Genomic DNA, 18480 nt, shown 5'->3' on the forward strand with positions numbered 1-18480 from the left:
ATTCCACCCGCGGTTCGCAGCGCAGTGTGGCTCCCCGGCAGCTACGAAAGGACAGCACGTTGGCGCGCGTACTCGTGGTCGAAGACGAAGAGTCGATCTCGGACCCGTTGTCGTACATGCTCCGCCGCGAGGGCTTCGAGGTCTCGATCGCGGCGACCGGTACCGAGGCCATGACCGAGTTCGACCGCACCGGCGCGGACATCGTCCTGCTCGACCTGATGCTGCCCGAGATGTCCGGCACCGAGGTCTGCCGCCAGATGCGGCAGAAGTCGAACGTCCCGATCATCATGATCACGGCGCGGGACAGCGAGATCGACAAGGTGGTCGGCCTGGAGATCGGGGCCGACGACTACGTCACCAAGCCCTACTCGCCCCGCGAACTGGTCGCGCGCATCCGCGCGGTGCTGCGCCGCCAGATCGACACGGTCGGCGAGCTCGCCCCGCCGACGCTCTCGGCCGGTCCGGTGCGCATGGACGTCGACCGGCACGTCGTGACCGTGGCCGGGGATGCGGTACAGCTGCCGCTCAAGGAGTTCGAGCTGCTCGAGCTGCTGCTGCGCAACGCCGGCCGGGTGCTGACCCGCGGCCAGCTGATCGACCGCGTCTGGGGCGCCGACTACGTGGGCGACACCAAGACGCTTGACGTGCACGTCAAGCGGCTGCGCTCCAAGATCGAGCCGGAGCCCTCGGCGCCGCGGTACATCGTCACCGTCCGCGGGCTGGGCTACAAGTTCGAGCCGTAAACCGTTCCTAACCGGCATTTGCCACCGATTCGCGGTTGCGCCTGCGCTCCTCCATCTCGCGAAGCAGGACGTAACCGCGGATCGCGCGGCCCACGAGCTCGCTTGTCTCGTACGTGATGATCACGTCGTAGCTGGCGTTCTCGGGATCCCGCCGGACGAACAGGACGGACCCGGTCACGGTGATCGAGTCGGTCTCGAGGGAGACCGTGACGTCGACGCGGTCGTCGCGCTCGAAGCGGTCCTCCAGCATCCGGCACCGCACGCCGCCCTCGGACAGGTCGATGACCCGGCCGCGGTACGTCGAGCCACGCCGGCTCACGTCGACGAACTCGCCCCCGCCGCCGCGCACGTAGTTGCGGCGGGCCTGCAGGCGGATCGAGCCCACCGCCTCGAGCGACCAGCGGGGCGGCTGCTCGCGGCCGAGCGCGACGAGGCGCACGTCCACGGCCTGGCGCCGGTCACCCGCGACCCAGGCGAGCTCCATCGACGCGCCCACCTTCGGCACATCCGCCGGTGCCACACCGAACGGCGCGGCCACGGTCAGGCGCTTGCCGCTCGTGTCCTCGACACGGGACTGATAGGCCTCTCCGTCCATCAGCACCACGTCGACCAGGGCGTTGATCGTGGGCAGGGTGGTCACTCCCGCACCTTCGGCTCACCTGGGCGAGACTTGACGAGTCCGGCCGTACGACACCGCGGGCTCCCGTAGCGTTTGCGCCGGTGCGCAGCTTCAACACCGGCCCGGCCGGCATGCTCATGATGATCGTCGGGCTCATGCTGGCGATCAGCTCCGCGTACACCGCGTTCGCCAGGGCGAACTGGCGGCTGCTGCCGAGCATCCTGATCGGGCTGTCGCTGATGGCGGTGGGCTACTCCCTGATGGCCCGGGCCCGGCGCAACCGGTCCCGCTCCGGCCGGGGCTCAGACGGGTCGGATCGGGATGAGCTTCAGTGAGCGCGCGCTCGAGGTCGCCGGGTGCTCGGCGATCATCCCCTGCTCGGCGCGGGCCGCGCACAGCTCCGCGAGCCGCACGTAGGCCGGCTTGCCGATGAGCGCGGTCAGCTCCGGCTCGTACTCCTGGTAGAGCCGCTTCGCCCCGACGTGCGCCTCCGGCGACGACGTGCACCACCAGTGCAGGTCGTGGCCGCCCTCGCCCCAGCCGCGGCGGTCGAACTCGCCGAGCGTGGAGACGAGCACCTTGGTCCCGTCGGCGCGCTTGCGCCAGTCCTGGTCGCGGCGGACCGGCAGCTGCCAGCAGACGTCCGGCTTGTACTCCAGCGGGTGCACGCCGTCGCGCAGCGCCTGGCCGTGCAGGGCACAGCCGCCCCCGCCCGCGAAGTCCGGGTCGTTCTGGAAGACGCAGCCGCCGCCCGGTCGCGTCGCGGTGCGCAGGGCCTTGTTCTTGCCGTCGATCGTGTCATTCTCGGTGAAACGCTTGAAACCCCGGCGGAAGTACTGCCAGTGCTCGGGCGTGAGCCGCTTGGCCGCCGCGCGCACCCGCTCCTGGTCGTCGTCGTCGGTGAAGAAGGCGCCGTGCGAGCAGCAGCCCTCCTCGGCGCGGCCCTCGATGATGCCGTGGCAGCCGTTGCCGTACACACAAGTCCAGTTGGACAGCAGCCAGGTCAGGTCGGCGCGGACGAGGTGGTCGGCGTCGGCCGGGTCGGAGAACTCGAGCCACTCGCGCGGGAAGTCGAGACCGACCTCGAGGTCGCGGGGCTCCTCGTAAAACTCGACGTCCACGTCGACCTCGACCTGCTTGTCCATTCGAAACAGCGTACGCCGTGCTGTTCCTGGCCTGGCGCGGGCTTCGCCCGGTACGCGGCGGGGGGTGCCCACCCCGCGCCCCTCATGGCAACTGTTTCTGGCTTGGCGCGGGCTTCGGCCGGTACGCGGCGGGGGGTTCCCACCCCGCACCCCCCATGGCCGCAGGCGGCAACTGTTTCTGGCTTGGCGCGGGCTTCGGCCGGTACGCGGCGGGGGGTTCCCACCCCGCACCCCCCATGGCCGCAGGCGGCAACTGTTTCTGGCTTGGCGCGGGCTTCGCCCGGTACGCGGCGGGGGGTTCCCACCCCGCACCCCCCATGGCCGCTGCGCGGCCACTTTTTGCGGGCGCTCTGCGCGCGCGGCTGTTCCTGGCGCGGCGCGCGGTCGTTACCGCGCACCGATACCGTTTCAGCATGCGACTCGGCGTGCTCGACGTGGGCTCCAACACCGTCCACCTGCTCGTTGTCGATGCCCACCATGGCGCGCATCCGTGGCCGGCCCACTCGCAGAAGGCCGAGCTGCGCCTGGCCGAGCGGATCGGGGGCAACGGCGAGCTGACCAAGGCCGGGGCCGACAGCCTGATCGCCGCCGTGGAGCAGGCCCGCGACGCCGCCGCCCGGCTCGAGAGCGACGACCTGCTCGCCTTCGCGACCTCGGCCGTGCGGGACGCGAAGAACTCGAGCCGGGTGCTCAAGCGCGTACGCGAGGAGACCGGCGTCGACCTCCAGGTGCTCTCCGGCGAGGCCGAGGCGATCATGACCTTCCTGGCCGTGCGCCGGTGGTTCGGCTGGTCGGCCGGGCGGCTGCTGGTGATGGACATCGGCGGCGGGTCGCTGGAGCTCGCCGCGGGCATCGACGAGGAGCCGGACGTGGCGCTGTCGGTGCCGCTGGGCGCCGGGCGGCTGACCCGGGAGCGTCTGCACGGTGACCCGCCGTCGGCCGCGTCGGTCGACGGGCTGTGCGAGTACGCCGAAACGGTCGTGGGCAAGGTCGCTCCCACGCTGCTCGCGAACGGGTGGGATCGGCCGGTCGCGACCTCGAAGACCTTCCGCACCCTGGCCCGCCTGGCCGGGGCCGCCCCGTCCGGCGCCGGGCCGCGGGTGCCGCGCCGCCTCTCCCGCACCGGCCTGCACCAGGTGCTCTCGTTCATACGGCGCATGTCGTCCTCGGCCCTGGCCGAGATCGACGGCGTCAGCCCCGGCCGCGCCCACCAGATCCTGGCCGGCGCGGTGGTGGCCGAGGTCACGATGCGGGTGCTGGGCATCGACGAGGTCGAGATCTGCCCCTGGGCGCTGCGCGAAGGGGTGATTCTTCGCCGCCTGGAAGTACTGGAGTCGAGTTGATCGACAGGAGACGCTACCCGAGTCGGGCTAGCCTGGTGGTGTGAGTCGCCAAGTTCCGGTCCTGTTGTCCACCTCCTCGGTGTTCCCCGAGCCGACCGCGGCCGGGTTCGAGATGGCCGCCGCCCTCGGTTACGACGGCGTCGAGGTCATGGTCTGGTCCGACGCGGTCAGCCAGGACGCCCGCGCCCTGGTGGGGCTCTCCAAGCACTACAACGTGCCGGTGCGCTCCGTGCACGCGCCGTGCCTGATGGTCACCCAGCGTGTGTGGAGCCCCGACCCGTGGGAGCGCCTGCGCCGCGCCGCCGAGCTCGCCGACACGCTGGGCGCCGACGTCGTCGTGGTGCACCCGCCGTTCGCGTGGCAGCGCGAGTACGCGCGCACGTTCTCCTCGGGCCTGCTGCGCCTCGGCCGGCAGTTCCCGGGCATCCGCTTCGCCGTGGAGAACATGTTCCCGCTGCGCGGGGTGGGCCGCGAGTTCGTGCCGTACGCGCCGGGCTGGGACCCCACGCTCACCGGCTTCGACGCCTACACCCTGGACCTGTCGCACTGCGCCGCCTCGCGGACCGACGTGATCACGCTCGCCGACACCATGGCCGGCAACCTCGCCCACGTCCACCTGGGCGACGGGACGGGCAAGGGCCGCGACGAGCACCTGGTGCCGGGGCGCGGCAGCATGCCGTGCGCGCAGTTGCTGGCCTCGCTGGACTCGCGCGGCTTCACCGGGTCGGTGGCGGTGGAGGTGGGCACGCGGAAGGCGGGGAGCCGGGCGGAGCGGGAGGCGGATCTCGCGGAGTCGCTGCGGTTCGCCCGCCAGCACCTGGCCACCACGTCGCCGGTCGCCTGACGCGCGTTTGGCGCCTCTGACACGCCGGGCCTTTGGTGCGTTGCGCCGCCGGTGGCCTGGTGCCGTTGGCGCACTGCGCCTTTCCGCGCTGGTTCCGCCGACGCATTGCGCCTCTCAGACTCGGCGCGTTTCCTGCGTGGTCGACCGGCGCGGATGCGGCCCAAAGGTGCGCTGCGCCTTTGGCGCTCTGCGCCGCTCCGTGCCTTTGGCCGCCCTGCGCGGCGCTGCGCCTTAGGCGCTTTGCGCGCCGCGCTGTGCCTCGGCGCTCTGCGCCGCGCTGTGCCTCGGCGCTCTGCGCCGCGCTGTGCCCCGGCGCTCTGCGCCGCGCTGTGCCCCGGCGCTCTGCGCCGCGCTGTGCCCCGGCGCTCTGCGCCGCGCTGTGCCCCGGCGCTCTGCGCCGCGCTGTGCCCCGGCGCTCTGCGCCGCGCTGTGCCGCGCTGTGCCCCGGCGCTCTGCGCCGTTGCGCCTTTGGCGCGTCCGCCGTTACCAACGGCGGACGGTGAGGCCACGGGAGTAACGGTCCGGACCAACGACGGACGCCGCGGTAGCTCTATGCTTCGGCTAATCCCGACAGAACCGACTTATCGCCTGTCGGGGTATAAATCCGATATGTCGCGGCGCGGAGCGCCCGACATATCGCGGGGCGGAAGGTGAACCGGCCCCGGCCGCGGGAGTGGTGCGCGGGCCGGGGCCGGTTGAGAAGTCGGCGTGTCAGATCTTGCGTACGGACTCGGCCTGGGGGCCCTTGGGACCCTGCTTGATCTCGAACTCGACTCGCTGGTTCTCCTCGAGGCTGCGATAGCCGTCCGCCTCGATGGCTGAGAAGTGGACGAAGACGTCGCTGCCGCCGTCGACGCTGATGAAGCCGAAGCCCTTCTCGGCGTTGAACCACTTCACGGATCCCTGGGCCATGGTGCCGTTCTCCTTCGTAGGGCCGGCCCCAAAGTCAGCGCCGGCACCGCATCGCTCAAGCCCACGTGTCCAATTTGTCGGACCCGCGGCAAAGCGAACCACATGACGCAAGATATGCCGAAGTTACCGACCCTGGGGGCGGTTTCCGACAGTTGGCCGCCACGGAGCGTCGTCAGGAGGGCGCGAAGAGCTGCGGCCGCGGCCACAGGGCGGCGGCCTTCGGGCGGACCGCCTAGGCGGTCACGACCGCCCGCTCGGCCTCGGGCGCCGTCGCCGGCGTCAGCGGGGCCGGGGTCGCGCCCGTCTCGGCGGCCCGCTTGCGCGCGCGATGGGCGGCGACGTGCGAGCGGGTCGCGCAGCGCTCGGAGCAGAAGCGGCGGCAGCAGTTGGACGAGGTGTCCAGGTACACGTTGCCGCAGCGCTCGTCGGCGCACACGCCGAAGCGGGTGCTGCCGTGCTCGCACAGCCACACGGCCAGGCCCCAGGCCGCGCCGGCCAGGAGCTCCGAGCTCACCGACGAGCCGCGACCGGTCACGTGCATGTGCCAGTCGTGGGTGTCGTGCCCGGAGATGCGCGGCTGCATCGGGTACGCCTCGAGCAGGGCATTGAGCTCCGCCACGGCGGCGACGTCCCGGCCGGACGACCCGTGCTCGAACACCTCCCGCAGCCGCTTGCGGGCACGGCGGAAGGCGACGAGGTCGCGCTCCGTTGCCTCGGAGGTCTGCCAGCTGTCCTCGCCGAAGAGCGCCGCGAGATCTTGCATGCTCTCGAGCGGCGCGTTGACGATGTCGACGGCGGTCCGCGCATACGCGTCGAAGTCCACCCGACCAAGGTAGTCAAGAAATGCCACACTGGCGACCAGGCGTCACCGGACACCCGCGGTTCTGTTTACGCTCGGCACATGCTCAGATCGGTCATCCTCGCCGCCGCCCGCTCCACCCGGGTCGAGCGGCTCGTCGAAACCGCCCCGGTCAGCCGCAGTATCGTGCGCCGATTCATCGCCGGGGAGCACGCGGACGACGCGCTACAGCGCACCCGCGAGCTCGTCGCGGACGGCCTCTCCGTCACGATCGACTACCTCGGGGAGGACACCACCAACCCGCACCAGGCCGAGGCGACGCGGGACGAGTACCTCAAGCTCCTCGACGCCCTGCACGCCGCCGAGCTGACCCCGGCCGCCGAGGTCAGCCTCAAGCTCTCCGCGCTCGGCCAGGTCTTCGACGAGAAGGTCGCCTACGAGCACGCGCGCGCGATCTGCGCCAAGGCCACCGAGACCGGCACCACGGTGACGCTTGACGCCGAGGACCACACCACGACCGACTCGACGCTGGAGGTGCTGGCCCGGCTGCGCGGGGAGTTCCCGACCGCCGGGGCGGTCCTGCAGGCGTACCTGCGCCGCACCGAGGCCGACTGCCGGGAGCTCGCCGTCGCGGGCTCGCGGGTCCGGCTGTGCAAGGGGGCCTACAAGGAACCGGAGTCGGTGGCGTACCAGAGCCGCCTCGACGTCGACAAGTCCTACGTGCGCTGCCTGAACGTGCTCATGGCCGGCGCCGGGTACCCCATGCTCGCCACCCACGACCCGCGGCTGATCGGCATCGGCGAGGACCGGGCGAAGTGGTACGAGCGCACCCCGGACGAGTTCGAGTTCCAGATGCTCTACGGCGTGCGCCCCGAGGAGCAGCTGCGCCTCGCCCGGCTGGGCTACACCGTGCGGGTCTACCTCCCGTACGGCACGCAGTGGTACGCGTACATGATGCGGCGTCTCGCGGAGCGCCCGGCGAACGTGAGTTTCCTGGCCAGGGCCCTGCGGTCGCGAGGCTGACAACGGGCTTTCGCCACATCAGGTCGCCTCTCGTCCGTATGGGCGACGCGGCGGGTTGACCCGTTCGCGTACGGTCCGGCAGTGATGGTTGGGGATGCACGCCGGAGGGCGGGCGGTGACGTCACCGCGAGCTACCCGGCCCTTCCCCACCAGCGCGCCCCGCAGGACTGGGACGGGCCGACGCCGCCGATCGGGCTGCGGCGGTACACCGAAGAGCCCCCCAAACCCGGGAGCTCCACGGTGTTCCGGGCGGCCCTGGTCGTCACCCTGGCCGTACTGCTGCTGGCCCCGGCCGGCGCGATCGCGTTCGCCACGGTGCGGATGGAGCGCTCGACGGTCGTCTCCGGCCAGGGCCTCGCCGGCGCCGGGGGCCGGGACACCGGCGGGCGGCCGGGCGCCCAGGCCGAGCGGCCGGGCACCGCGGGCGCGACCGCGAACCCGCCGCCGACCGGTGTCGACGGCCGGATCCGCCGGGCCCTCGCCGACCAGGCGGACGCGCTGCTCGGCGGCGACGAGGACGGCTTCCTGCGCGCCGTCGACCCGTCCGCGGGCGGGCTGCGCGAGGATCTCGCCCGGCGGTTCGGCTCCCTGCGCCAGCTGCAGGTCAAGATCTGGCAGCCGGCGGTCGAGGCACGGGCGAAGACCGAGGCCGGCGGCACCGCGAGCGCGACGGTGCTGGTCCGGTACTGCTTCGTGGTGACCACCTGCGACCCGATGAGCCTCGAGGCCGACACGCGGTGGAAGGTCGCGGGGCAGAGCGTCACGCTGCTGGAGTTCAGCGTCGCCAAGGACCTCGGGCCGCGCCCGTGGGAGGTCAGCGAGCTGCGCGCCCAGGTCGGCAACCGGGTGGTGATGGCGACGACCGCGAAGTACGCGTCCCGCCTGCCCTCGATGCTCGCCGCGGCCGAGCAGGCGGCCGCGCTCACCGACACGTTCGCGCGCTGGGGACCGCCGCCGGCCCGGTACGTCGTCTACCTGGCCGGGCCCGACGAGTGGTCGAAGTGGTACGGCATGCGCCAGGAGGCGTGGGTGGCCGGCTTCGCGCTGCCGCTGACCGCGAGCGCGACCGAGATCGTGCTCAACGCCGCGCGCGTCGACACCAAGCAGACCCTCGACGTGCTGCGCCACGAGTTCACCCACGTGGTGACGCTGGCCGGGGTCGAGAAGGCCTACGAGCACACGTGGTGGCTGGTCGAGGGCATCGCCGAGTACGTGCGGGTCAAGGGCAGCGGCAAGGCGTTCGACCAGATGGGCGACGTGCGCACCTACCTGCGCAGCGGGCACTGGAAGGGCGACATCGCGCTCGACGACCCGCCCGAGGGGGCGAGCACCGCGGACGTGAGCGGCCGCTACGGCGTCGCCTACCTGTCGCTGCAGCACCTGGCCGACCGCTTCGGCGAGGACCGGCTGCTCGACTTCTTCGACGCCACGGTCCGGCAGGGCCACCCGCTCGACGACTCGGCGCGCCAGGCCTTCAGCATGAGCTGGGAGGACGTGCAGGCCGACTGCGTGCGGTACGTGCGGGGCCGCAACTAGCGCATTCGCGTATCTACACTTGCGAGCGTGTATCGCGTCCCCCCGCGAACGACCGCCGTCGCGCTGCTGATCCTCGTGTCGCTCACCGGCGCCTCCTGCACCGGTAACGACACCGGCATCGGCCTGGGCAGCGCCGGGCGCAGCGACGTGGTCGAGGTCGTCGACGCGCCCGCCACCGTCACCGCCCGCGCCGCCGCCACGCTCACCGCGGCCGCCGACGGCACCCTGATCTCGCTGAGCGTCAAGCCGGGCGACACCGTGACCGCCGGCCAGGTGCTCGCGGTCGTCGACTCGCCCACGGCCCAGCAGCGGCTCAAGGAGGCCAACGGCGCCCTCGACGCGCTCAAGGGCGCCGGCGGCGGCGGGGCCGGGGTCAAGAACCTCTCCGCGCAGCAGAAGAAGACCGACGACGCGGCGGCCAAGGCGTTCGCGGACGCGCGCACGGCCGCGGCGCAGATCGCCGACGCGGCCGTGCGGACCTCGCTGACCACCCAGATCGACCTCGCCGAGCGGACCTACCAGGAGGCGGCCGCCTCCGCGCGGGCCGTGATCCAGAGCGTGCAGCGCGGCCTGGCCAGCGTCTCGCAGGCGATGGCGGCGCTCACCCAGGCCCAGCGCGCCCAGGCCCAGTCCGCGGTCGACCTCGCGCAGTCCACCGTGGACCAGCTGACCCTGCGCGCGCCGGTCGCCGGCGTGGTCCAGCTCGGCGGCACCTCGGCGGCGAGCGCGCCGTCGATCACCGACCTCATCGGCACGGCCACCGGCGGTGGCCAGGCGCCGGCCGCCGGTGCGGGGAACGGACCAGGAGTGGATCCGGCGGTACCGGTGGGAGGCCGGGTGACCGCCGGCACCGCCCTCCTGACCGTGGTCGACGTGTCGGAGCTGGGCCTGATGGCGGAGGTCGACGAGACCGACGTGCTGCTCGTCCAGCCCGGCGTCACGGCGCGGGTCGAGCTCGACGCGGCCCCCGGGGCCACCTACGAGGCGGCGGTGACCTCGGCCGACGTGCTGCCGAGCACCTCGGCGCGGGGCGGGGTGGCGTACCGCTCGCGGCTGCGGCTGGGCCCCGGGAAGTACGACGACGGCCGCCCGGCCCCGTCGCCCCGCCCGGGCATGAACGCGGTCGCTCACCTGCAGGTGCGCTCGATCCAGAACGCGGTGACGGTCCCGGCCGCGGCGGTCTTCAACGTGGGCGGCAAGGACGTCGTGTGGCTGGTCCGGGGTGGCAAGGCGGTCCAGCAGCCGGTGAGCGTCGGCGTCTCCGGCCAGGACCGCGTCCAGGTGCTCAGCGGCGTCACCGACGGCGACCAGATCGTGGTGCGCGGCACCGACAAGGTCAAGCCGGGCATGGACCTGCCGAAATGACGGCGGCCCTGGTCGCGGAGGACGTCACGCGGGAGTACGCCCTGGACGGGGTGACCGTCCCGGCGCTGCGGGGCGTGAGCTTCACCGTCGACGCCGGCGACTACGTGGCGATCATCGGGCCGTCGGGCTCGGGCAAGTCGACCCTCATGCACCTGCTCGGAGGGCTGGACCGGCCAACGTCCGGGCGGCTGCTGCTCGGCGGCCGGGACGTCGGCGGCCTCGACCCCCGCGAGCTGGCCCGGCTGCGCAACGAGACCATCGGCTTCGTCTTCCAGTCGTTCCACCTGCTGGCCCGCACGAGCGCGGTCGACAATGTGGCGCTGCCCCTGGTGTACCGCGGGATGCGCGCCGCCGACCGGCGCCGGCAGGCGGTCGCCATGCTCGAGCGCGTCGGGCTCGGCCACCGCCTCGACCATCGCCCGAACCAGCTCTCCGGCGGCGAGCAGCAGCGGGTCGCGATCGCCCGCGCCCTCGTCACCGACCCGCAGGTGCTGCTGGCCGACGAGCCGACGGGCAACCTCGACACCAAGAACGGCCAGGCGGTCCTCGCGCTGCTGGAGACGCTCAACCGCGAGCAGGGGGTGGCCCTCGTGATCGTCACGCACGACCGCGAGGTGGCGGCCCGCGCCGACCGCCAGATCGTCATGCGCGACGGCGAGATCGTGTCGTGAGCGGTCCGGAGCGGAGCGGAGGGGCCGTTCACCATGAGCGCAGCTATGTGCCGTTACCGGAGCTTGCGGAGGTGACGGCGTGAGGCTGGCCGAGGCCTGGCGCGTCGCGATCGACGCGCTGCGGGCCAACCGCCTCCGGAGCATGCTCACCATGCTCGGGGTGATCATCGGGGTCGCCGCCGTCGTGGTGCTGGTCGCCATCGGCACCGGCACCAAGCAGGAGATCGAGCAGCAGGTCGAGGGGCTGGGCTCCAACCTGCTCATCGTCGTGCCCGGCGAGGTCAACATCGGCTCCGCGCCGTCGGTCTCGCGCATGGACCTCGCCGACGTCGACGCCGTCTCGAAGATCGTCGGCGACCGCAGCCGGGTGGCGGTGACCGTCGCCTCCGGCGAGACCGTGGCGGCCGGCAACACGGAGACCTTCGCCAGCATCAACGGCGTCATCGAGACGACGCCGAACGTGTTCGTGCGCCATCTCGCCCGCGGCACGTACCTCACCCGCTCCGACGTCGACACCCAGCGGCGCGTCGCGGTGCTCGGCTGGACCGTGGCCCACAAGCTCTTCGGCGACCGGGACGCGGTGGGCCAGCAGCTGACCATCGCGGGCGTGCGGTTCCGGGTGGTCGGCGTGTTCGAGCAGCTCGGGCAGAGCCTCGGGATCGATCGCGACAACGAGGTACACGTGCCGGTCACGACCGCACAGCGACTGCTCGCGACCAACCGGGTCGACGGGATCGCGGTCAAGGCGCCCAACCGCGACGAGATCGGCGACCTGTCCGCGCGCATCCTCGCCGAGCTCACCCGGCGCCACCCCGGCACGCAGTTCAGCGCCGTGACGCAGGAGCAGATCCTGGGTGTACTCGGCGACATCCTGGGCGTGCTCACCGGCGTGCTGGCCGCCATCGCCGGCATCTCGCTGCTGGTCGGCGGGGTCGGGGTCTCCAACATCATGCTGGTGTCGGTGCGCGAGCGGACCAAGGAGATCGGGCTGCGCAAGGCCGTCGGGGCCCGGCCGCGCGACATCGGGGTGCAGTTCCTGCTCGAGGCGGTGCTGCTGACCACGCTCGGCGGCGTGATCGGCATGGCGCTGGGCATCGGCGCGGCCCTCGTCGTGGCCGCGCTGTCGCCGGTGCCGGCCGCGATCACCTGGTGGTCGCTGGCGCTCGCCTTCGGCGTCTCGGCCGGGGTCGGGATCATCTTCGGTGTGGTTCCCGCCCAGCGTGCGGGCCGCCTGGACCCGGTGGTCGCCCTGCGCACCGAGTGATCAAGTATCCGGGAAAGATTCCGACGAACCTGGGGTGCAAGTCACAGGCGTACCGTTACCGTACTGGTAACACGCTGATTGAGTGACGCTCGATCCGGGGCTGCCGGGCCGAGCGCTGGGCGAGCACGCTGGTCGGAGGTCGCGATGTCGAGCACGCCACACACCACGGAAGGCCGGCTGGGTGAGGTCAGGTTCCTGACCGTCGCCGAGGTGGCCACCTTGATGCGGGTGTCGAAGATGACCGTGTACCGGCTCGTCCATGCCGGCGACCTGACCGCGGTACGCGTCGGACGGTCGTTCCGGGTGCCCGAGCACGCCGTCGATGCGTACCTGCGCGAGGCATTCCGCGAGACCGCATAACCCTTCGGCAGTGGCGCTTGCCGGGGCCGTTTTCCGATCCAGCAGCGATGCGGCTACCCTTGAACGGCTAACCATGTCTTCGGCGTGCCAGCGATGGCACGCGTTCCGTTGTATCGAGGAGATGCTCGTATGGGCTCGGTGGTCAAGAAGCGCCGCAAGCGTATGGCCAAGAAGAAGCACCGCAAGCTGCTGCGCAAGACCCGCGTCCAGCGTCGTCGTCTCGGCAAGTAGCCCTTCCGTTCGTTACCCGGCGGCCCGATCGGGCTCCAGCCGGGTGACGGGCGTGCGCTTCGCTGTGATCGGAGCCGCGTGACCGCGTCACCCAGCGTCGTACTGGTGACCGGGGTGAGCCGGCATCTCGGCGCGCATCTGGCCGCCCGGCTCGCCGCCGACCCGCGTATCGAACGCGTCGTCGGCGTCGACACCACGGCACCCACCGGCGACCTCGCCGAGGTGCTGTCCGGCGCCGGTTCCAAGATCGACGTGCTGCAGTTCGACCTGCGCACCCCCGGGGTGCTGCGGGCGATGGTCGACGCCCGCGTGGAGGCGGTGGCCCACCTCGCGGTGGCCACCGCGACCGACCAGCACGGCGGCCGCGCGGCGATGAAGGAGCTCAACGTCATCGGCTCCATGCAGCTGCTCGCGGCCTGCCAGCAGGCGCCGCGGCTGCGGAAGCTGATCGTGCGCTCGTCGACCGCGGCGTACGGGGCCTCGTTCCGTGACCCGGCGATCTTCACCGAGGACACCGAGCCGCGCGAGGTGCCCCGCGGCGGGTTCGCCAAGGACGTGCTCGACATCGAGGGGTACGTGCGCGGCTTCCGTCGCCGCCGCCCCGACGTGGCGGCCACGGTGCTGCGCTTCGCGCCGTTCATCGGCTCGGCGGTGGAGACGCGGCTGACGCGGTACTTCGACCGCCCGGTCGTGCCCACGGTGCTCGGCCGCGACCCGCGCCTGCAGTTCCTGCACGTCGACGACGCGTTCGACGTGCTGGTGCGCTCGGTGACCGAGGACCATCCGGGCACGTACAACGTGGCCGGCGCCGGAACGCTGACGCTCTCGCAGGCCGTGCGCCGCGCGGGCCGCGTCACCATGCCGGTGCTCGAGCCCGGCCTGAACGTCCTGGCCGGCCTCGGCCGCGCCGGGGTGTCCCTGGACCAGCTCGACCTGTTCGTACACGGCCGGGTCGTCGACACCACGAAGCTGATCCGCGAGTTCGGCTGCACGCCGCGCACGACCGCGGAGGCGTTCGACGAGTTCGTACGCAGCCGCCGCGCGAACGAGCTGCTGCGCACGGATACGATTCGCTCCGTCGAGCAGGCGCTGCTCGACGGCTTCCGCAGGACACGTGCGGCGCGGGCCGCATTGGAGCGTGGCGAATGACTGACCCGAATCTCCCGGACGTCTGGGACGATCGGGTCGCCGGCGCGCTCGCCTTCCTGCGTGAGCGGCTGACCGGCGAGTACGAGATCGACGGCTTCGGCTTCGACCGCCACCTCACCGACGGGGTCTTCCTGCCGCTGCTGCGCCCGCTGTACAACCAGTGGTTCCGCACCGAGGTCGCCGGCACCGAACACCTGCCCAAGGAGGGCGCCGCGCTGGTCGTGGCGAACCACTCCGGCACCGTGGCGCTGGACGCCCTGATGCTCTCGGTAGCCGTCCACGACGAGACCGCGGCCCGCCGTCACCTACGCCTGCTCGGCGCCGACCTGGTCTTCCGCATGCCGTTCCTGTCCGAGGTGGCCCGCAAGTCCGGCGCGACGCTGGCCTGCAACCCAGACGCCGAGCGCCTACTCGCCGACGGCGAGCTCGTGGGCGTCTTCCCGGAGGGCTTCAAGGGCATCGGCAAGCCGTTCGCGGACCGCTACAAATTACAGCGCTTCGGCCGCGGCGGCTTCGTCTCGGCGGCCCTGCGCACAGGCACCCCAATCGTGCCAGTCTCGATTGTGGGGGCCGAGGAGATCTACCCCATGATCGCGAACCTCCGCCCGCTGGCCCGGCTCCTGGGCGCCCCGTACTTCCCGGTCACGCCGACCTTCCCGTGGCTGGGCCCGCTGGGCCTCGTCCCGCTGCCGAGCAAATGGCTCATCGAGTTCGGCGAGCCGATCCCGACCGAGGAATACGTAGACTCGGCCGACGACCCGATGGTGGTCTTCAACCTCGCGGACCAGGTTCGCGAGACGATTCAGCAGACGCTGTACAAACTCCTGGACCGCCGCCCGGACGCTTTTTCCGCCTGACTCCCGCGCATATTTTGCGGGTGGCCTTGACGGAATGCACAATTCATCGGTCGGTGCGGGCCGTCGTTGATTGTTCCGGGTATTGGCGGACCGACGCGATCGCGATGCCGGTGCGCGACGGTGCGGCCGATTGGGGCCAGACTGCTCGGCGCGGTCCACGCTCTGCTGCGGCGCGGGATCGCTCGCGGTGTCGGAGTCGGCCTGCTCCACGGCTTGCTGAACTGGCTGCTCCACGGGCTGGTCCACGGCCTGCTCAACTGGCCGCTCCACGGGCTGGTCCACGGCCTCCTCAACTGGCCGCTCCACGGGCTGGTCCACGGCCTCCTCAACTGGCCGCTCCACGGGCTGGTCCACGGCCTGCTCAACTGGCCGCTCCACGGGCTGCTCCACGGCCTGCTCAACTGGCTGCTCCACGGCCTGCTCAACTGGCCGCTCCACGGGCTGCTCCACGGCCTGCTCAACTGGCCGCTCCACGGGCTGCTCCACGGCCTGCTCAACTGGCTGCTCCACGGCCTGCTCAACTGGCCGCTCCACGGGCTGCTCCACGGCCTGCTCAACTGGCTGCTCCACGGCCTGCTCAACTGACGAAACCGGTGGAGCCGGGCATTCGGCCTGCTCAACCGGCGGAACCGACCCGCCTGGCGCAACGGCAGCCGCAGCCCGCTGCTCGTAGTTCGCCTTCGCCTCCGCCGCCCGCCGAGCGAAGCTCGCATACCCAGCCGCCTCGCTGCCATATTCCCGCCGAAGCTTCTCCGCATACCGCCGCTTCAGCCCCCAGTAGCGACGCTCCTTGCATTCCCGCCGAAACGCATCCTGAGAAGGCGACCAATTCCGCGCCCGAGTCCGATCCCGCATAGCAGCCACTTGCGCCCGACTGAACAAAGATATCTGCCCGACCACAAAACAATTATCCCAACCCACGCAGAAACCCGCTGCCCCACTTCATATAGCGCACAAATCCGGGACCACCGAATGACGACCCGCACGAACCCGCCGGCAAACCACGGCCAAGAGGAATAACCGTACGCAACAACGAGCAGGGACCACGCTTACACGTTGCGGGAGCGCAAGCTCCCGCCACCATCGGCCGAGCGTCGTTTGGCAGCCCCAAAGTCCAGGTAAGCCGACATAAACCCCGTCAGGCGAAAAATCCGATAAGTCGGGCGCGGAGCGCCCGACTTATCGGGGCCGGGCCGGGCGGAGCGCCCGACTTATCGGGGCCGGGCCGGGCGGAGCGCCCGACTTATCGGGGCCGGGCCGGGCGGAGCGCCCGACTTATCGGGGCCGGGCCGGGCGGAGCGCCCGACTTATCGGGGCCGGGCCGGGCGGAGCGCCCGACTTATCGGGGCCGGGCCGGGCGGAGCGCCCGACTTATCGGGGCCGGGCCGGGCGGAGCGCCCGACTTATCGGGGCCGGGCCGGGCGGAGCGCCCGACTTATCGGGGGCCAGCCCGAGCGCAGATCAGTCCGAAGAAGCCGGAGTCCGCCGCCGGCGCTTGCGCATCGCCGTGAAGGTCGCCACGCCGCCGATTACGACGCCGGTTGCCAAGGCCGTGGGGATGGCGATCTTTGCGGCCTTGCGGCCGGTGCGGAAGTCGCGGATCTCCCAGCCGCGCTTGCGTGCCTCGCGGCGCAGGGACGAATCCGGGTTCACCGCCACGGCGTAGCCCACGGTCGAGAGCATCGGGGCGTCGTTGATCGAGTCGCTGTAGGCGGCGCAGCGGGTCAGGTCCAGGCGCTCGGCCCGGGCCAGGGTCGTGATCGCCGCGGCCTTCTCCGGGCCGTGCATGAGGTCGCCGACCAGGCGGCCGGTGTACACGCCGTCCTCGACCTCCGCCACGGTGCCGATCGCGCCGGTCAGGCCCAGCCGCGCGGCCATGATGCGGCCGAGCTCGACGGGGGCGGCGGTGACGAGCCACACGCGCTGCCCGGCGTCGAGGTGGAGCTGGGCCAGGGCCAGGGTGCCCGACCAGATGCGGTCGGCCATGAGCTCGTCGAAGATCTCCTCGCAGAGGCGCTCCATCTCCTCGACCTTCCAGCCGGCGATGAAGGCGAGCGCGGTCGACTTGGCGGTGGAGACGGTGCCCGCGTGCTCGGAGGCGAGGAGGCGGAAGCGGGCCTGGTGGTAGGCGAACCGGGCGATGTCGCGGCTCGTGAAGTACTTGCGCTTGGCCAGGCCGCGGGCGAAGTAGTAGATCGACGCGCCCTGCATCATGGTGTTGTCCACGTCGAAGAACGCGGCCGCGCCGGCGTCGGCGGGGATCTCCAGGGCCGCCTCGACCTCGGCCGCGGCCCAGCCGGCGGCGGAGACCACGATGCGGCCGGCCGGCCGGCGACGGCGCAGCGCGTACGGACGGATCGGCACGTCGGTGTCTCCCCTCGAAAGAACCCAACGGTACAAGCACCGAACAGCAACAGGGCCCGATGACGTGCACCGGACCCTGTCATGTCGTGCAAGTGTCGCCGCGTTGAATCAGTGCAGCAGTCAGTCGAGCGGGCCGCGGCCGCGCTTCTTCGACTTCGTCGGGGCCGGGCTCGGATCCGACACCGAGTCCGCGTGTGGTTCGGCCGGGGCCGACTCGGTCGCGGTGGTGTCCACGGCGGCGCCGGACGGGACGGTGGCGGGGGACGGCCCGCCGGTACCGTTGCCGGAGTTGTTCGCCGCCGGGGTGCTTGGGGGCTGCTCGTTGGTGACGTTGCCCGACTTGTTCGCCGGGTGGCACGCGCTGCTCACCGGCACCGGGCCGAGCGAGTCCGGCGCCGTCACGGCCGTCGAGCCGCACTTGATCAGCGGCCGGAGGGCCTTGGACCGGCGGTCGATCTCGTCGAGCAGGGTGGCCGACTTGCTTGCGCGGGTGCGGGCGTCGCCGCTCGTGCCCGTCTTGAGCCGTTCGGCCGCGCCGCGCTGGTTGGTCACGAAGCCGTCGATCGCATCCAGCGCCGCGGTGTCCTTGCGGGTGACCGCGGTCGCGGTCAGCAGTCGCACGCCCTCGAGCGTCTCGCTGTCCATGTCGTCGAGCACCGAGGAGAGCCCGGTCGGGTCCTTCACCGCCTGGGCCTCGTCGAGCCGCGTACGGGCGAACTCGAGGTACAGCTGGCCGCGGCTGATGTCCGAGCCGGCCAGCGCGAGCTGGGCCTTCTCGGTCGACCGCTTGACGGAGTACAGCGCGTCGCCGGGCATCGCGCCGCCGCTCGCGGCCGACATGCCGGACAGGGCCAGCGTGCCGGCGGCCAGGCCGACGACGATGGCGCCCCGGGTGCGCGTCCGGCGGCTGACGGCCGGTCGGCTCCCTGCGGGCCGGCGCAGGGAGCGCAGGCCCGTCCGGCGGGTCGGCTCGGGCTCGGTCACCTTTGCGGTCACCCCGATGCCGTCGCGCTCGATCGTGGCCATGAGCATGGCCCGCAGACCGTCGCGGAACTCCTGCTGCGCCTCCACCCGGATCGGCAGCTCGCCGAGCCGCTGTCCGACCGACACAAGGTCGGTCAGGGAGTCGTCGAGCGTGGTCCTCGTGTGGTGTCGCCGGGCCCCTTTGGCCTCGTCGAGAAGCTGAGCCAGTCGCTCAGCCCGCCGACGATGGAAGACGGAGCCAATCACCTGAGGCACCCCCCTTCGCTGATCG

General features: G+C 71.9%; 18 protein-coding genes and 2 pseudogenes. 14 read left to right on the forward strand and 6 right to left on the reverse strand.

The genetic code is table 11. The features are described 5' to 3' along the window. The first annotated feature begins 59 nt into the window (after positions 1 to 59). Positions 60 to 743, forward strand: coding sequence for a response regulator transcription factor (locus ACPPVO_RS03705; protein WP_360386000.1), 684 nt, complete (start codon positions 60 to 62; stop codon positions 741 to 743). Positions 744 to 750: 7 nt separating this feature from the next. Here the strand turns inward: ACPPVO_RS03705 and ACPPVO_RS03710 are convergent, their stop codons facing one another. After that, positions 751 to 1383, reverse strand: a complete 633-nt coding sequence (locus ACPPVO_RS03710; RefSeq protein WP_426509888.1) for a PilZ domain-containing protein — start codon at positions 1381 to 1383, stop codon at positions 751 to 753. 80 nt (positions 1384 to 1463) lie between these two features. Between ACPPVO_RS03710 and ACPPVO_RS03715 the strand changes: the two genes are divergently transcribed. Continuing rightward, the gene (locus ACPPVO_RS03715) at positions 1464 to 1697 is read left to right on the forward strand and encodes a hypothetical protein (RefSeq protein ID WP_426509889.1); all 234 of its coding nucleotides are present in this window, start codon (positions 1464 to 1466) and stop codon (positions 1695 to 1697) included. Here the strand turns inward: ACPPVO_RS03715 and ACPPVO_RS03720 are convergent. After that, the gene (locus ACPPVO_RS03720; RefSeq protein WP_360386006.1) at positions 1665 to 2507 is read right to left on the reverse strand and encodes a hypothetical protein; all 843 of its coding nucleotides are present in this window, start codon (positions 2505 to 2507) and stop codon (positions 1665 to 1667) included. The genes ACPPVO_RS03715 and ACPPVO_RS03720 overlap by 33 nt on opposite strands. A gap of 413 nt (positions 2508 to 2920) precedes the next feature. Here ACPPVO_RS03720 and ACPPVO_RS03725 point away from each other — a divergent pair, with 413 nt between their 5' ends. Both ACPPVO_RS03725 and ACPPVO_RS03730 read left to right on the forward strand, forming a co-directional pair. Next, positions 2921 to 3850, forward strand: a complete 930-nt coding sequence (locus ACPPVO_RS03725) for a Ppx/GppA phosphatase family protein (RefSeq protein WP_426509890.1) — start codon at positions 2921 to 2923, stop codon at positions 3848 to 3850. Positions 3851 to 3890: 40 nt separating this feature from the next. Then, positions 3891 to 4694 (forward strand): sugar phosphate isomerase/epimerase family protein, encoded by an 804-nt coding sequence (locus ACPPVO_RS03730; RefSeq protein ID WP_360386010.1) that lies wholly within the window; start codon positions 3891 to 3893, stop codon positions 4692 to 4694. Positions 4695 to 5405: 711 nt separating this feature from the next. Here the strand turns inward: ACPPVO_RS03730 and ACPPVO_RS03735 are convergent. Continuing rightward, positions 5406 to 5606, reverse strand: a complete 201-nt coding sequence (locus ACPPVO_RS03735) for a cold-shock protein (protein ID WP_426509891.1) — start codon at positions 5604 to 5606, stop codon at positions 5406 to 5408. Between the two features lie 232 nt (positions 5607 to 5838). Then, the gene (locus ACPPVO_RS03740; protein WP_426509892.1) at positions 5839 to 6429 is read right to left on the reverse strand and encodes a CGNR zinc finger domain-containing protein; all 591 of its coding nucleotides are present in this window, start codon (positions 6427 to 6429) and stop codon (positions 5839 to 5841) included. 78 nt (positions 6430 to 6507) lie between these two features. Between ACPPVO_RS03740 and ACPPVO_RS03745 the strand changes: the two genes are divergently transcribed. The 10 genes and pseudogenes from ACPPVO_RS03745 to ACPPVO_RS03790 all read left to right on the forward strand — a co-directional run bounded on the left by ACPPVO_RS03745 (position 6508) and on the right by ACPPVO_RS03790 (position 15446). Then, positions 6508 to 7428 (forward strand): proline dehydrogenase family protein, encoded by a 921-nt coding sequence (locus ACPPVO_RS03745; RefSeq protein ID WP_426509893.1) that lies wholly within the window; start codon positions 6508 to 6510, stop codon positions 7426 to 7428. 84 nt (positions 7429 to 7512) lie between these two features. Continuing rightward, positions 7513 to 8964 (forward strand): basic secretory protein-like protein, encoded by a 1452-nt coding sequence (locus ACPPVO_RS03750; RefSeq protein WP_426514524.1) that lies wholly within the window; start codon positions 7513 to 7515, stop codon positions 8962 to 8964. Positions 8965 to 8991: 27 nt separating this feature from the next. Continuing rightward, on the forward strand, positions 8992 to 10329 hold the full coding sequence (locus tag ACPPVO_RS03755) for an efflux RND transporter periplasmic adaptor subunit (protein WP_426509894.1): 1338 nt from the start codon (positions 8992 to 8994) through the stop codon (positions 10327 to 10329). Beyond that, positions 10326 to 10997: pseudogene (locus ACPPVO_RS03760) on the forward strand (ABC transporter ATP-binding protein); the annotation flags it as partial. The gene ACPPVO_RS03755 and the pseudogene ACPPVO_RS03760, both read left to right, overlap by 4 nt. A gap of 82 nt (positions 10998 to 11079) precedes the next feature. Then, positions 11080 to 12264, forward strand: coding sequence for an ABC transporter permease (locus ACPPVO_RS03765; RefSeq protein ID WP_360386018.1), 1185 nt, complete (start codon positions 11080 to 11082; stop codon positions 12262 to 12264). A 144-nt stretch (positions 12265 to 12408) separates the two neighbouring features. Then, positions 12409 to 12624 carry a helix-turn-helix domain-containing protein gene (locus tag ACPPVO_RS03770; protein ID WP_033363444.1) on the forward strand — a complete coding sequence of 72 codons (216 nt, stop codon included), beginning with the start codon at positions 12409 to 12411 and terminating at the stop codon, positions 12622 to 12624. 129 nt (positions 12625 to 12753) lie between these two features. After that, positions 12754 to 12855: a 30S ribosomal protein bS22 gene (locus ACPPVO_RS03775; protein WP_007465623.1), complete on the forward strand. Its 102-nt coding sequence runs from the start codon at positions 12754 to 12756 to the stop codon at positions 12853 to 12855. A gap of 78 nt (positions 12856 to 12933) precedes the next feature. Further along, positions 12934 to 14004: an NAD-dependent epimerase/dehydratase family protein gene (locus tag ACPPVO_RS03780; RefSeq protein WP_426509895.1), complete on the forward strand. Its 1071-nt coding sequence runs from the start codon at positions 12934 to 12936 to the stop codon at positions 14002 to 14004. Then, the gene (locus ACPPVO_RS03785; RefSeq protein WP_426509896.1) at positions 14001 to 14861 is read left to right on the forward strand and encodes a lysophospholipid acyltransferase family protein; all 861 of its coding nucleotides are present in this window, start codon (positions 14001 to 14003) and stop codon (positions 14859 to 14861) included. The genes ACPPVO_RS03780 and ACPPVO_RS03785 overlap by 4 nt, the downstream gene beginning before the upstream one ends. Positions 14862 to 15074: 213 nt before the next feature. Beyond that, positions 15075 to 15446, forward strand: coding sequence for a hypothetical protein (locus ACPPVO_RS03790; RefSeq protein WP_426509897.1), 372 nt, complete (start codon positions 15075 to 15077; stop codon positions 15444 to 15446). Between the two features lie 876 nt (positions 15447 to 16322). Here ACPPVO_RS03790 and ACPPVO_RS03795 read toward each other — a convergent pair. Then, complete coding sequence (locus tag ACPPVO_RS03795) at positions 16323 to 17225, reverse strand: HAD family hydrolase (RefSeq protein WP_426509898.1); 903 nt, start codon at positions 17223 to 17225, stop codon at positions 16323 to 16325. Positions 17226 to 17588: 363 nt separating this feature from the next. Further along, positions 17589 to 18464: pseudogene (locus tag ACPPVO_RS03800) on the reverse strand (DUF5667 domain-containing protein); the annotation flags it as partial. Positions 18465 to 18480 lie beyond the last annotated feature (16 nt).

The sequence above is a fragment of the Dactylosporangium sp. McL0621 genome (genome assembly GCF_049995355.1).
Classification (GTDB): Bacteria; Actinomycetota; Actinomycetes; order Mycobacteriales; family Micromonosporaceae; genus Dactylosporangium.

Bases quoted from the DNA above. Each gene is read 5' to 3' on its own strand.
- ACPPVO_RS03785 (WP_426509896.1), top strand. From the start codon at position 14,001: ATGACTGACCCGAATCTCCCGGACGTCTGGGACGATCGGGTCGCCGGC.
- ACPPVO_RS03745 (WP_426509893.1), top strand. From the start codon at position 6,508: ATGCTCAGATCGGTCATCCTCGCCGCCGCCCGCTCCACCCGGGTCGAG.
- ACPPVO_RS03720 (WP_360386006.1), bottom strand. From the start codon at position 2,507: ATGGACAAGCAGGTCGAGGTCGACGTGGACGTCGAGTTTTACGAGGAG.
- ACPPVO_RS03735 (WP_426509891.1), bottom strand. From the start codon at position 5,606: ATGGCCCAGGGATCCGTGAAGTGGTTCAACGCCGAGAAGGGCTTCGGC.
- ACPPVO_RS03770 (WP_033363444.1), top strand. From the start codon at position 12,409: ATGTCGAGCACGCCACACACCACGGAAGGCCGGCTGGGTGAGGTCAGG.
- ACPPVO_RS03775 (WP_007465623.1), top strand. From the start codon at position 12,754: ATGGGCTCGGTGGTCAAGAAGCGCCGCAAGCGTATGGCCAAGAAGAAG.
- ACPPVO_RS03725 (WP_426509890.1), top strand. From the start codon at position 2,921: ATGCGACTCGGCGTGCTCGACGTGGGCTCCAACACCGTCCACCTGCTC.
- ACPPVO_RS03750 (WP_426514524.1), top strand. From the start codon at position 7,513: ATGGTTGGGGATGCACGCCGGAGGGCGGGCGGTGACGTCACCGCGAGC.